The 12,850-nt window shown below is 45.3% G+C and carries 12 protein-coding genes; 6 read left to right on the top strand and 6 right to left on the bottom strand.

The window, feature by feature from the left end:
* Positions 1-193: 193 nt before the first annotated feature.
* The gene (locus ACMXYV_RS15390) at positions 194-2,104 is read left to right on the top strand and encodes a beta-ketoacyl synthase (protein WP_415889330.1); all 1,911 of its coding nucleotides are present in this window, start codon (positions 194-196) and stop codon (positions 2,102-2,104) included.
* Positions 2,105-2,118: 14 nt separating this feature from the next.
* A complete protein-coding gene (locus ACMXYV_RS15395) occupies positions 2,119-2,520 on the top strand; it encodes a hypothetical protein (RefSeq protein ID WP_415889331.1) in 402 nt (133 codons plus the stop codon).
* On the opposite strand, the gene ACMXYV_RS15400 is transcribed toward ACMXYV_RS15395, so the two are convergent.
* Both ACMXYV_RS15400 and ACMXYV_RS15405 read right to left on the bottom strand, forming a co-directional pair.
* Positions 2,512-3,279, bottom strand: a complete 768-nt coding sequence (locus ACMXYV_RS15400) for a TatD family hydrolase (protein WP_415889332.1) — start codon at positions 3,277-3,279, stop codon at positions 2,512-2,514. The two genes, ACMXYV_RS15395 and ACMXYV_RS15400, sit on opposite strands and share 9 nt — an antisense overlap.
* A 60-nt stretch (positions 3,280-3,339) precedes the next feature.
* Positions 3,340-4,920, bottom strand: a complete 1,581-nt coding sequence (locus tag ACMXYV_RS15405) for a peptide chain release factor 3 (RefSeq protein WP_415889333.1) — start codon at positions 4,918-4,920, stop codon at positions 3,340-3,342.
* A gap of 117 nt (positions 4,921-5,037) precedes the next feature.
* Here ACMXYV_RS15405 and ACMXYV_RS15410 point away from each other — a divergent pair, with 117 nt between their 5' ends.
* Positions 5,038-6,291 carry an ATP-binding protein gene (locus tag ACMXYV_RS15410; protein WP_415889334.1) on the top strand — a complete coding sequence of 418 codons (1,254 nt, stop codon included), beginning with the start codon at positions 5,038-5,040 and terminating at the stop codon, positions 6,289-6,291.
* Positions 6,284-6,814 carry a response regulator transcription factor gene (locus ACMXYV_RS15415; protein WP_415889335.1) on the top strand — a complete coding sequence of 177 codons (531 nt, stop codon included), beginning with the start codon at positions 6,284-6,286 and terminating at the stop codon, positions 6,812-6,814. Before ACMXYV_RS15410 ends, ACMXYV_RS15415 begins: the two co-directional genes overlap by 8 nt.
* A 6-nt stretch (positions 6,815-6,820) precedes the next feature.
* Here the strand turns inward: ACMXYV_RS15415 and ACMXYV_RS15420 are convergent, their stop codons facing one another.
* Entirely contained in the window at positions 6,821-7,489 is a 669-nt protein-coding gene (locus tag ACMXYV_RS15420) for an energy-coupling factor ABC transporter permease (protein WP_415889336.1), read from the bottom strand.
* Between the two features lie 127 nt (positions 7,490-7,616).
* Here ACMXYV_RS15420 and ACMXYV_RS15425 point away from each other — a divergent pair, with 127 nt between their 5' ends.
* Positions 7,617-8,531, top strand: coding sequence for a GGDEF domain-containing protein (locus tag ACMXYV_RS15425; protein WP_415889337.1), 915 nt, complete (start codon positions 7,617-7,619; stop codon positions 8,529-8,531).
* On the opposite strand, the gene rimI is transcribed toward ACMXYV_RS15425, so the two are convergent.
* The 3 genes from rimI to ACMXYV_RS15440 are packed head-to-tail and all read right to left on the bottom strand — an operon-like array spanning position 8,528 to position 11,398.
* Complete coding sequence (gene rimI, locus ACMXYV_RS15430) at positions 8,528-8,986, bottom strand: ribosomal protein S18-alanine N-acetyltransferase (protein WP_415889338.1); 459 nt, start codon at positions 8,984-8,986, stop codon at positions 8,528-8,530. The two genes, ACMXYV_RS15425 and rimI, sit on opposite strands and share 4 nt — an antisense overlap.
* 9 nt (positions 8,987-8,995) lie before the next feature.
* The gene (locus ACMXYV_RS15435; RefSeq protein ID WP_415889339.1) at positions 8,996-9,823 is read right to left on the bottom strand and encodes a hypothetical protein; all 828 of its coding nucleotides are present in this window, start codon (positions 9,821-9,823) and stop codon (positions 8,996-8,998) included.
* A gap of 33 nt (positions 9,824-9,856) precedes the next feature.
* Positions 9,857-11,398: a 2-isopropylmalate synthase gene (locus tag ACMXYV_RS15440; protein ID WP_415889340.1), complete on the bottom strand. Its 1,542-nt coding sequence runs from the start codon at positions 11,396-11,398 to the stop codon at positions 9,857-9,859.
* Between the two features lie 299 nt (positions 11,399-11,697).
* Here ACMXYV_RS15440 and ACMXYV_RS15445 point away from each other — a divergent pair, with 299 nt between their 5' ends.
* A complete protein-coding gene (locus ACMXYV_RS15445; RefSeq protein WP_415889341.1) occupies positions 11,698-12,849 on the top strand; it encodes a MalY/PatB family protein in 1,152 nt (383 codons plus the stop codon).
* The last annotated feature ends 1 nt before the right edge of the window (position 12,850 follow it).

The raw sequence follows: 12,850 nt of genomic DNA on the forward strand, positions 1-12,850 counted from the left end.
ACTGAATATTAGCTGACTAAAAACAAATAAAATAAGTCATAGATGCTAGTCAGTACGGGTAAACACCGATAAAATAATACGATTGTAATTTTTAGATTTGGCCTATATCTACTGCCGCTTAAAATACGTTATTGTGTAGCGCTTAGATAGAGCCGTTCGATTATCAGTAGTACTGCCCTTTGAGGAGATACAATTGTCCCAGCTTCCTGTCATTGTTGGTTTTGGTGGTATAAACCCTGCTGGACGTGCCTCATTTCACCACGCTTATCGTCGTTTAATCATCGATAAGCTGGATTCTCAATCTCGCGCTGAGACATTAACCGATCTCGCTATTTTAACTGGCTTAGCAACAACATCTGAAGGCCAGTACCTTAACCAAGACGGCGAAGTTTGTACTGCAGAAACGCTTATCGTTTCACTGCAAGAACAGCTACTCAATAGCACCCTGATCAGACAGATCGAAGGTAGCTGCTTTGACGTCAACAACGTCATGTTTAATAAGCCCGCAAGCATCAATTTAGGTGACGAAACCCTAAGATTCCAGTTGCGTAAACGTCAAATGCCGCAAAACATTCCAAGCAATTGGAAAGTGACAGAGACATCTTCAGGGCAATTTGATATTGAAGTCACAGGAAAATTAGAAGCAATTTTGCCGGATACTAAAACAGCACCTGTTCAATCAGCGGGTCAGCTGCCTAGTGGTTTCCAACCGGGCAAGCTTTATCAGTCTCGCAATCACCCGCGTAATCTGCAGATGACTGTTTTTGCGGCATCGGATGCAATCTCTTCAAGCGGCATTCCATTCGAGCGCATCAGCGCTTACGTTGCACCTGACCAGATTGCGGTATATGCCAGTAACTCTATTGGCCAATTAGATGATTTTGGTTTTGGTGGTTTAACCAAATTCCCAGCGATTGGTAAGCGTACGACATCGAAACAGATGCCCCTTGGCTATGCTCAAATGCCAGCTGATTTTGTGAATGCTTATATTCTAGGCAATGTAGGAACAACAGGCGGTGCATTAGGCGCTTGTGCAACTTTCCTATATAACTTGCGCAGTGGCGTTAATGATATCCGCAGCGGTCGTCGCAAAGTAGTATTAGTGGGTGGCAGTGATGCTCCAATCACTCCCGAAGTAATCGAAGGCTTCCGCGCGATGGGCGCATTGGCTGAAGATAAAGACCTCCTTGCCTTAGATAATCTTGCTGAACTAACTGGCGATGATTACCGCAAAGCCTGTCGTCCATTTGGTAATAACTGTGGATTCACCATTGGCGAGAGTAGCCAATTTGTATTATTGATGAGTGATGATCTAGCGGTTGAGTTAGGTGCGGAAATCTATGGTGCTGTACCGGAAGTATTTGTTAACGCCGACGGCCACAAGAAATCAATCTCTGCTCCAGGCGTGGGCAACTACATCACTCTAGCTAAGTCTGCCTCTTTGATCCGTTCAATGCTCGGTGAAGAGTCACTACAACAACGCAGTTTTGTTCAGGCCCACGGGACAAGTACTCCACAAAACCGCGTAACCGAATCCCATGTTATTAACGAAACAGCAAAAGCCTTCTCTATTGATAACTGGACAGTTTCTGCAGTGAAGTGCTATCTAGGCCATTCCCAAGGTACCGCTGGAGGGGATCAATTAAGTACCTCTCTAGGCACATGGAAATATGGCTATATTCCAGGCATTGTAACTACGCCTGCATTTGCTGATGATGTCCATCAAAGCAACCTAAACCTAAGCAACCAACACCATGAAGTAGGTGTAACTGGCATGGATACAGTACTGCTTAACTCTAAAGGTTTCGGCGGCAATAACGCTTCTGCACCTGTGCTAGCACCACATGTTGTCCACAACATGCTTAAAAAGCGTTACAGTGCTTCACAATTAAAAGAGTATCAGAACAAGCTTGAGCAAACGCGTGCTGTCGCAAGCGCTTATGACCAAGCAGCTATTCGCGGTGAAGCTAAACCAATCTATCGCTACGACCATAACGTGCTTCAAGGCGATGATTTGAAAATATCTGATACACAAATAAAACTGCCAGGCTATGCAAATCCTGTAAGCCTAGAAGTTAGTAACCCTTTTGAAGACCTTTGCTAAACAAGGAAATAAGTATGCGTAATGCAGTTTTACTTTTGATTGCTGGTTTGGGCTTGAGCGGCTGCATGAGCATGGACTCGTTGTCTCTAGGTAAATCAGAGCCAACCGAAACTGACTATTACCTAGTAGATACAAAGTTTCGTTTTATCTGCTTAGGCAATACCACTCAATGCCGTGATATGACCAAGATCGTTTCTTCTCGTGCACAACTCACTCCTATTGAAGAGGCTTATGGCGCTCCGATTAAAGGGCCAAACTATCCAGTATCACTTACGCGTATGCTACTAAACCCTACCGATGGTAGTTACACCAGCTCGCCTGCTGGTACTACAGGCCGTTATTTTAAGATTCCGGTAAACAATAAGACACAAACAGCTTGGGATGCCCTTGGCACAATTGAAAGCGGCTTATATTAACCTCAAGAGATTTTGTGCTTGCTGAGTAGTGATAGTTGCAACTTCCTCTACAGCTATTTGACGAAGTTCTGCTATCACTTTCGCTATTTCATACACCTTCGCAGGCTGATTTATCTCACCCTGATATCCCGCTAATGGCATATCCGGCGAGTCCGTTTCTAACACAAAAGATTCTAGTGGTAGCTCCTGAACTAAACGCCTTACTTTCTTCGCTCTTTCATAAGTCACCGTTCCGCCAATACCCAACTTAAATCCTAAATCTAAGTACTGTCGAGCTTGTTGCTCACTACCAGAAAAAGCATGCACAATCCCGCCTCGCTCTAACTGAATCAGTCGCAACTGTTTCAACATCTGATCGTGAGCTTTACGAACATGCAGCAATACCGGCAAATCAAACTGCTTCGCCAAAGCCAATTGATCATTTAAATAGAGTAGTTGCTGATCAAGATTAGCCTCAGGGATAAAAAGGTCCAGCCCTATTTCACCTACAGCGCACACTCTCTCTGTCGCCAATAAGGTTTCTAATCGCTCAAGATCTACCTGTGTGTGTTTTTCCATAAAACAGGGATGCAAACCAAGTGCAGCGTGGAGATTATGATCCGACTCAATCAGACTCAATAAGCCTTGCCATGCATCAGCTATGACACCAGGTACGACAATATCGCCTACTCCAACAGCTCTTGCTTGAAGAAGTAACTCTTTCCGAGAAAGATCAAATTCTGAGAAGTCTAAATGACAGTGGCTATCGATAAATTGCATAGCATTAGATTAGGGCGGGAAGGATATCGCTGCAAGCCTAGATGGCTTGCAGCGATAGGATTAATGCTCGCGAGTTGCGCGGAAAGCGACATCAGGCCAACGCTCTTCAGCCAAGCTCAAGTTCACACGTGTTGGCGCTAGGTAAGTCAGAAGGCCGCTACCATCGATTGCCAAGTTATCATGATTCTTCTTCTGGAAATCCGCCAGCATTTTATCATCATCACACTCGGCCCAACGCGCAGTCTGCACACTGATCGGCTCGTATTTACACTCAACCTTGTATTCATCTTTAAGACGGAACACAACCACATCAAACTGCAGTTGTCCTACTGCGCCTAAGATCAGGTCATTATTCTTTAACGGCTGGAACAACTGCACTGCACCCTCTTCCGATAGCTGCTTCAGACCTTTCTGTAGCTGCTTCATTTTCAATGGGTCCAATGGGCGGACACGACGAAACATTTCCGGTGCGAAGTGCGGAATACCCGTAAATTTAAGTTCCTCACCCGCAGTAAAGGTATCACCAATTTGAATCGTACCGTGATTATGCAAACCAATGATATCGCCAGACCACGCCTCTTCAACGTTCTCACGATCACCTGCGATAAAGGTTACGGCATCAGCAATTTTTATATCCTTTTTGATACGCGCATGGCGCATCTTCATGCCTTTGCTGTACTTACCAGAACAAATTCGCATGAAAGCAATACGGTCACGGTGCTTCGGGTCCATATTGGCTTGAATTTTAAAGATAAAGCCACTGAATTTTTCTTCGCTCGGATCAACTTCGCGCGTTAGAGTTGCACGCGGAATTGGCGCAGGTGCCCACTCAACGAAATCATTCAGCATCTCACGGACACCAAAGTTAGCTAACGCTGTACCAAAGAAGACAGGGGTCAGCTTACCCGCCATGAACTCCTCTTTATCAAATTCATGAGTAGCACCACGAACCAGTTCAACTTCATCAAGGAAGTCTTCGTAGATATCACCTAAAAGCTCTTGAGCTTCTGCACTTTCAAGACCTTTAACCTGAACATCTTCAGGGATTGTATGACCTTGTCCTGGCTGGAAGACATGAATCGTATCTGTATAAAGGTTATACACACCTTTAAAACGCGGTCCCATATCGATTGGCCAAGTGATAGGCGCCGCTGCAATTTTCAACACTTCCTCGATTTCGTCCAGTAACTCAATAGGATCACGAATTTCGCGGTCCATTTTGTTCACAAACGAAAAAATAGGCGTGTCACGCAGACGACAAACTTCCATCAGCTTAATGGTTCGGTCTTCGACACCTTTCGCACCATCCACAACCATCAACGCAGAATCCACTGCCGTTAATGTGCGGTAGGTATCTTCAGAGAAATCTTCGTGACCCGGAGTATCCAGTAGGTTAACCATTCGACCGTTATACGGGAACTGCATCACAGAAGAGGTGATAGAAATACCACGTTCCTGCTCCATCGACATCCAGTCAGATGTCGCCATACGATCGCCTTTTTTCCCTTTTACGCTACCCGCTTGCTGAATCAACTGTCCGAACAACAACAGCTTTTCAGTAATGGTCGTTTTACCCGCATCAGGGTGGGAAATAATCGCAAAGGTGCGGCGTTGATTAACTTCTTCTTGCAGGATACTCATGGATAAACATCATTTATGGTGACAGAAAGCAGGCATTATACTCTGACTGTGGCAAATTACCTCCACTGCGACATTTTGCCTCGCCAGTTTTTCATTACTCTACGGTATAATCCTTTGATGGCTAATCATCGCGATAATTTAATTCAGCTTTCTTACATCAGAACCGTCACCCTGTTCGGGCAATGTATCGCGGTTATCTTTGCGATTTACGGTTTGCAAGCCGATCTTAAAGTATGGCTAGTTGGCACAACATTGGCCGCCTTAGCGCTGTTAAATGTGATGACTTACGCCCGCCTTTTTTCACCTTGGCCCGTCACAGAGCCTGAGTTTTTTACTCAATTGATCGCAGATATGGCGCTGTATGGCGCGCTATTATTTCATATGGGGGGAGCCACCAATCCCTTTATATTCCTACTGCTCGTCCCACTGATTATATCTTCAGCCACCATGTCGAGAGCTTATGTCTGGCTGATCGCCTTCATGATCATCGCTATCTATAGCTCTCTACTGTTTTATTATGAACCGCTGGTTCAGCTAGACAGCAGTCATCAGCATCGCATAATGGAACTGTTCGACATCCATATACTTGGCATGTGGATCAATTTCCTCCTGACGGTACTGGTTGTAACCTATTTTATTGTTCGCATGCGCCAATCCATGCAGATACAACAAGAAAAATTGGATCAAGAACGAGAGAAACGCATTCAAGATCAGCAGCTTCTATCACTCGCCAATATGGCTGCCGGCACAGCTCATGAACTGGGGACGCCATTAAGCACCATGCAAGTATTACTAAAAGAACTAGAACATGAGCACACTGAAAACCCGGAGCTCATAGAAGACCTACAACTCTTACGCCAACAAACTGAACTTTGTGCACAGCGCCTTAAACAGATGAGCCAGAGCGTTAAAGAGGAACAAGCAACTGCGCAGCAGATGTCCACCATGGCGCTGGCAGAAGACGTTATTGAACAGTTTATGATTCTTCGCCCAGAGGTGACCCGAACCTTCACTGTACAAGGTGTAGGAGAACCACCCTCCCTAAACTGTACAACATCATTGAAACAATCCCTGTTGAACCTGCTAAATAACGCCGCAGATGCGGAGCCTAAAGATATCAACGTTGAGCTGGATTGGGATCAAAAAACGGTATATTTCCGTATCTACGACAACGGACCAGGAATTAGCCTTGAACAGAGCAGCAATCTAGGCAAACCGTTTATCACCACAAAAGGCAAAGGTTTAGGATTAGGACTGTTCCTAACAAGTACTACATTGGCGCGTTATGATGGCGATGTAAGACTCTATAATCGCCCTGAAGGCGGCACGTTAACCGAAGTGACTCTTCCGATAAGGCACGCACATGACTGAACGTTTTCTAATAGTTGATGACGATCCGGCATTCACGCGCGTACTCTCACGCGCAATGACACGTCGGGAATTTGAGGTTGAAGTTGCACGTAGCGCCGAAGACGCCGAAAAGCTGATCCAAACGTGGATCCCAGATCTAGCGACTGTCGATCTTAAAATGGACGGTGACTCTGGGCTAATTTTGATTCCAAAACTTCGACAACAAAATCCTGCAATGAAAATTCTAATGCTGACCGGCTATGCTAGCATCGCCACAGCAGTAGAAGCGATCAAACTGGGCGCGACCCAATACCTACCGAAACCTGCAGATGCCGATCAAATTCTAACAGCCTTGAATAAGATTGAGGCAGATGCTGAAATTGAAGTGACTGAACAACCCATGTCAGTGAACCGCCTAGAGTGGGAGCACATTCAAAAAGTACTCAACGAACATGATGGTAACGTTTCAGCGACAGCCCGGGCACTTGGCATGCACCGAAGAACCTTACAGCGAAAACTATCTAAGCGTCCGGTAAAACGATAAAGCGCTTTACTGATCGTCTATATAAACCTTAGCATCGAAGGTACGCACCCAGTCAGGATGAAACACCAACATCCCGGTGAGAAATATCCCGTTCATCAACCCCTCAGGAAACATAATCAGCGGCAGATATCGTACATATTCGTGGATAATTTTTTCGACTGTATATACACCATCTAAAACTAGAATAGCACTCGCGGATAAGCCTGCAACAGCCGCAGAGAGGCCCGCCCCTAAAAAACCACAGACGAAGAGGAAGACAAAAAAGTTCTTCATCATTTTAGCTTCAACAAAGCGATAGAGAAGCCAAGTAGACGCGACAGGAAGCAGTACAGAACAAACACCACTTAACAGCAAACCATCCCAACTTTCTTTCCCTACAACAGCCATCCCTATTAACGCAACAGTCGCCGAGAGTATTGCCAAATCCCAACCAAAAACTAAGGTCATAATGGTCAAGCCTAGGAAATGGATACCTAAACCTGGCGAGATTCCCGCTCTCATGGACCACAAGGCCATTAACAATGCAGTGGCACCAAATAGCATATGCTGCAAGGTACGATTATCTTTCAGTGCAGCCCAAGGTGCGTTTCTAACGGCATGAAACATAACCATACAGTAAGTAAGGGCACCGCCAATCAACCAATATGAATGCAATAATCCTTCGGAAAAACTCATATTTTTCTACTTTTTTAATGATTAGGACATATTTTACGTTGAAGATTAATTATCTACTTATATGATAAAGAGATACGGTTTTTCTTTTGACGTGTATCACTTTTTCCTTAACCAATGCGGAGAATAAATGAACATCCTTGTAGTAGATGATGATCGTTTTATTCGTGAAATAATCAGCGCCGTTATTCAGGACGCCAATCATACACCTATTACCGCCTCTCAAGGAGACGAAGCCTTAGCCGCTTTAGATAAGGGTGGAATTGATCTAGTTCTAACTGATGTCGAGATGCCAGGTCTCAATGGCTTTGACCTTACTCGTGAAATCCGCAACCGTTTCCCCAATGACTGGTTCCCTATTATTTTCCTCAGCGGTCAGAGTGATGAAAAGCACTATGAGGAAGGTATTGATGCTGGCGGTGACGATTACCTAACCAAACCGGTCAGTCCGATTGTGCTTAAAGCAAAAATATTAGCGATGGAACGTATCGCCAATATGAAAAAAGCATTAGATGCAGCAAATTCTCGCCTTGAAAAGCTCAGCTCACAAGATCCACTTACAAAGATATCTAATCGTCGCGATCTGGAAACTAACCTGTTAAAAGAGTGGAAACGCAATAAACGGGAGCAACTAGAGTTAGCAGCCATCATGCTCGATATAGATTTCTTTAAAACCTATAACGATCACTATGGCCACCAGCAAGGAGATGAATGCCTTAAAGCTGTCGCCAAGCTACTGAAAGGCGAGCTTAATCGTTCTCATGACCTGTTAGCACGTTATGGTGGTGAAGAGTTTGTCATTATCCTACCGGATACGGATATAGACGGAGCGGAGAAGATTGCAAACAATATTGTCTCTTCTCTAGCGTCTAAAGCCATTCCACATGTACAGTCCCAAGCCGCAGAGCATGTGACTGTCAGCATGGGTATTAGCTCAACTGCTAACAATGCAGAAACGCCTTCAGGCCTACTCAAGCAAGCCGACCAAGCACTTTATAAAGCCAAGGGAAGCGGTCGTAACCGTAGCTGTACCTATACCTCTTAACTGCTGAAAGCTATCATCAACCCCATTAAAAGCGCATTTTCACGCTGATCTCCGTGAACTGGAGGGTAGTAATTTTTACGCAACCCTTCAGTAACAAAGCCACTTTTTTCATACAGCCCGATTGCGGTTAAGTTCGATTCCCTCACCTCAAGCATCACCCGATTAACGCCAGCTTCATGTAGCTGTTGAGTTCCCAGAGCGATCAGCTGCTGAGCACAGCCACAACCTTGATGGGCTGGATCTACGGCTATCTGGAGCAGTTCCGCTTCATCCAATACTTGAGAAAAGATGACATAACCGATTAAGTCTGGTGCATATACACCAAGAGCGATAGATCGCTCTGATTCTATTTGCTGTAAGTATTGTTTGGCCGACCAGGCACCATGAGTGAAACAGGCTTGGGCAATACGCTCTATTGCTGGCAAATCGTTAGCCTGAAGGGCATCAATGTTCATAGGAGAAGCTTAAGCCGCGCTAGATTTTAGGTCTAGCCAGATTTGACGCTTAATTCCAGGTAGCTGCATCGCCTCAGTCAAACTGTAGCTCGCAATCGCTTTAACACCAGATTTAATCGTAAAACTGATACCTTTAAGTTCTTCTAGGCTCTCTTTACGATCCATCACCATTTGAGCTGCAGCTTCACCAAAGAGAAGTACCGTTTGCACCTCTTCAGTTTGCAGCTCCTTTGACAGTTTATGCTGAACTGCACTAAGTGCCTGCTTATAACCCTGATCTAAGGTTTTGCTGGCAAACATAGGCCAAGGAAGCATAAAAGCAGCTTCAGCTGAACCTGATCGACCTAAGGCAGCCACGATAGCAGCAGCTAACTGCTGATAATTGTTAGCAAAGCTGCCTCCCTGAGGCGGTAAACTGTCCACAATCAACACGCAGCCGATTCGCTGGAAAACAAGCTTAAAGACTGGAGCTTCATCCTGTTCCTGCGGTTGAACCTCATTAGGCTCTGCAACTGCATTAGTATCTTCTACGATAGCGGTCACAGATTTAGAAGTAGGCTTCTTAACCTCTTCGGACACTAAACCTAAAGCAGCGCGCGCTTCCGACATCCCCTGCTGCATAGATTCAGGAGATGACTTTCTAGAAACAGGTGCTGTACTAGCTACATTTTGCTGCTGAGGGCGATTTGGGGAATCGAAAGGAATTTCTGGAGCGGGATACTGAAAATCATCGATCCAATCAGATGATGGTTTCGCTCCCGCAAGAGATGCACAAGGTAGCCAACTGGATATGCCCATTGCATCCAGATATTGATGCCTAAGCTGTTCTTGCTCCATAGCCACTACCTTGCCTTAACGCTTAACCCTCAGTTACACCTGAGGATGAGCTTTTTGAACGTTTGCATCCAGCATATTCAAAGCATGGATATAGGCTTTTGCAGATGCGATGATGATATCAGTATCCGCACCTAAACCATTCACGATACGGCCTGCATTTTCCAAACGTACCGTTACTTCACCTTGAGAATCTGTACCTTCTGTCACAGCGTTTACAGAGTAGATCTGCAAGCTCGCACCAGATTCAGCAATCATCTCAATCGCTTTAAATGCTGCATCAACTGGACCACCGCCCGTTGCTTCCGCAGTTTTCTCTTCGTCACCCACTTGCATCACAATTTTGGCAACAGGCGTCTCACCTGTTTGTGAAGTCACAGATAGGCTTGTTAGCTGGAACTGCTCACTACTTGCAGTAGCACGTGTATCACTTACTAAAGCCACTAAATCTTCATCAAAGATCTCGCTCTTCTTATCAGCAAGCTCTTTAAAGCGAGAGAAAGCGTTATTTAGTTCAGAATCTGTCGCAAATGTAGTGCCTAGTTCTTCTAAACGTGTACGAAACGCAGCACGACCAGACAACTTACCTAGTACCATACGATTTGTGTTCCAGCCCACATCTTGAGCGGTCATGATCTCGTATGTTTCACGGTGTTTCAAAACACCATCTTGGTGGATACCAGACTCATGTGCGAAGGCATTTGCACCTACGATTGCCTTGTTAGGCTGAACAGGGAAGCCTGTCACACTAGAAACTAAACGTGATGCCGGAACGATCTGAGTTGTATCAATATTCGTTTCCACACCTAGCGTATCTTTACGAGTGCGGATCGCCATAACGATCTCTTCTAAAGAAGCGTTACCCGCACGCTCACCTAGACCGTTTACCGTACATTCAACCTGACGTGCACCGGCACCAACTGCTGCCAAAGAGTTTGCTACAGCTAGGCCTAAGTCGTTGTGACAGTGAACTGAGAAGATTGCTTTATCGGCATTTGGAATGCGCTGGATTAGCTGACCGATTGTGTGAGCAAACTCACCCGGCACCGCATAACCAACAGTATCTGGGATATTAATTGTGCGTGCACCTGCATCGATTACTTTCTCGATGATACGGCACATAAAATCCAATTCAGAGCGGCTCGCATCTTCTAGCGAGAATTCAACGTCATCAATTAGGTTACGCGCACGTGTTACTGCTTTTACTGCTTGCTCAACCACTTGATCAGGCTGCATCTGCAGTTTGTATTTCATGTGGATAGGTGACGTTGCAATGAAGGTATGGATACGACCCATTGCTGCATTCTGCAGCGCTTCACCCGCACGGTCGATATCGGCATCAAGTGCACGAGATAGAGAACAAACGCGACTTTCCGTCACAGCTTCTGCAATCGCTTTTACCGACTCAAAATCACCCGGGCTTGCAATAGCAAAACCAGCCTCAATTACATCAACACGCATCTTCTCAAGCTGCTTAGCTACACGCAGCTTTTCATCACGCGTCATTGATGCACCAGGGCTTTGCTCGCCATCACGCAAAGTTGTATCAAAAATAATTACACGATTGTCATTGCTCATAAGGTTTGCTCCAAACCGACTCACCAGCGATCAATACTTACAATTATCGCTGCTCTCTAAATTCTTTACAAAATCTGTATTCAAAAAAAGGACAGGAGAGCACTATACTGTTCAAAAAGCAGGGATAGTTTTCAACGCTATCGACAATAAAAACCAGTCTTAAAACTTCGCGTTGCTTTACTCTCTTGATAGCTCATAGCTACAGGGATTTGTGTGGTAATCCAATGCCCACCACTATAACGCCGGGCGGCTGTTTTGCAACCCGTGTTTTCGGCAAATAACGAACAAGTAGAGAGATCATGTCCACAGAGTTTGATTATCAAATCAACCGTAAAGGTACAGCGAGTCAAAAGTGGGAAAAATACAGCGATAGCGACATCCTACCTATGTGGGTTGCTGACACTGACTTTATGTCTCCACCCGCCGTGATTAAAGCGCTACATGAACGTATAGACCACGGTGTTTTTGGTTACACAAATGTTCCTGTTGAGCTTAATGAGCTGGTTATTGAAAGGATGCAGGTTTTTTACGACTGGGAGGTCAATAGCAATGATATTGTTTGGCTACCCGGTTTAGTTTGCGGCCTAAACCTCGCTTGTCGCAGCCTCGGTGAAAGTGGAGATACGGTTTTAACCCCTAAACCTATCTACCCGCCTTTTATGTCGGCTCCTCGCCTATCAGATCGTGAGGTTTGCACACTACCTATGCAGGATATTGATGGCCGCAAGATCATCGATTTTGATGCGTTAGAGAATGCCCTCACCGATAGAACACGACTGCTACTGTTTTGTAACCCTCATAACCCCGGTGGCACGGTCTATCGCAAAGAAGAACTGGAGCAACTTGCCGAGATTATTATTAAACACGATCTCTATATCTGCTCAGACGAAATACACTGCGATTTGATTCTCGAACAAGGGCTACAACATACACCTATTGCTTCACTTAGCCCCGAGATTGCGGCAAGAACGATTACCCTAATGGCTCCAAGTAAAACCTTTAACATTGCCGGCTTAGGCTGTTCTTTTGCCATTATTGGTAATCCGGAGCTACGCAAGAAGTTCATTAATACTAAGAAAGGTGTTGTGCCTGACGTGAATCTACTTGGATACACCGCTGCTATTGCCGCTTATCAGGAAGGAGAAGCGTGGAATCAACAACAGCTTGATTACCTTAGAGCTAATCGTGATTACCTACAAAAGGAGATCAATCAGATCCCCGGCCTGAAACTAGCCCCAATTGAAGCCACCTACCTTGCTTGGATTGATGTATCAGGAGCGAAATTGACCAACCCTGCACATTTCTTTGAGCAAGCTGGTATAGGCATGTCTCCGGGACGAGACTTTGGCGATAATAACTATATGCGTTTGAATTTCGGCTGCACCCGAAGCACGCTAGAAGAAGCAGTTCGCCGAATAAAACGTGCGCTGGTCAATGAACTACCAGCCTAAA

The sequence above is a fragment of the Neptuniibacter sp. SY11_33 genome, assembly GCF_047778025.1.
Lineage (GTDB): Bacteria > Pseudomonadota > Gammaproteobacteria > Pseudomonadales > Balneatricaceae > Neptuniibacter.

Coding starts and splice junctions, on each gene's coding strand:
- ACMXYV_RS15435 (WP_415889339.1), bottom strand. CDS start 9,823: ATGGAGCAAGAACAGCTTAGGCATCAATATCTGGATGCAATGGGCATA.
- ACMXYV_RS15445 (WP_415889341.1), top strand. CDS start 11,698: ATGTCCACAGAGTTTGATTATCAAATCAACCGTAAAGGTACAGCGAGT.
- ACMXYV_RS15405 (WP_415889333.1), bottom strand. CDS start 4,920: ATGAGTATCCTGCAAGAAGAAGTTAATCAACGCCGCACCTTTGCGATT.
- ACMXYV_RS15395 (WP_415889331.1), top strand. CDS start 2,119: ATGCGTAATGCAGTTTTACTTTTGATTGCTGGTTTGGGCTTGAGCGGC.
- rimI (WP_415889338.1), bottom strand. CDS start 8,986: ATGAACATTGATGCCCTTCAGGCTAACGATTTGCCAGCAATAGAGCGT.
- ACMXYV_RS15410 (WP_415889334.1), top strand. CDS start 5,038: ATGGCTAATCATCGCGATAATTTAATTCAGCTTTCTTACATCAGAACC.
- ACMXYV_RS15425 (WP_415889337.1), top strand. CDS start 7,617: ATGAACATCCTTGTAGTAGATGATGATCGTTTTATTCGTGAAATAATC.
- ACMXYV_RS15415 (WP_415889335.1), top strand. CDS start 6,284: ATGACTGAACGTTTTCTAATAGTTGATGACGATCCGGCATTCACGCGC.
- ACMXYV_RS15400 (WP_415889332.1), bottom strand. CDS start 3,279: ATGCAATTTATCGATAGCCACTGTCATTTAGACTTCTCAGAATTTGAT.
- ACMXYV_RS15420 (WP_415889336.1), bottom strand. CDS start 7,489: ATGAGTTTTTCCGAAGGATTATTGCATTCATATTGGTTGATTGGCGGT.
- ACMXYV_RS15440 (WP_415889340.1), bottom strand. CDS start 11,398: ATGAGCAATGACAATCGTGTAATTATTTTTGATACAACTTTGCGTGAT.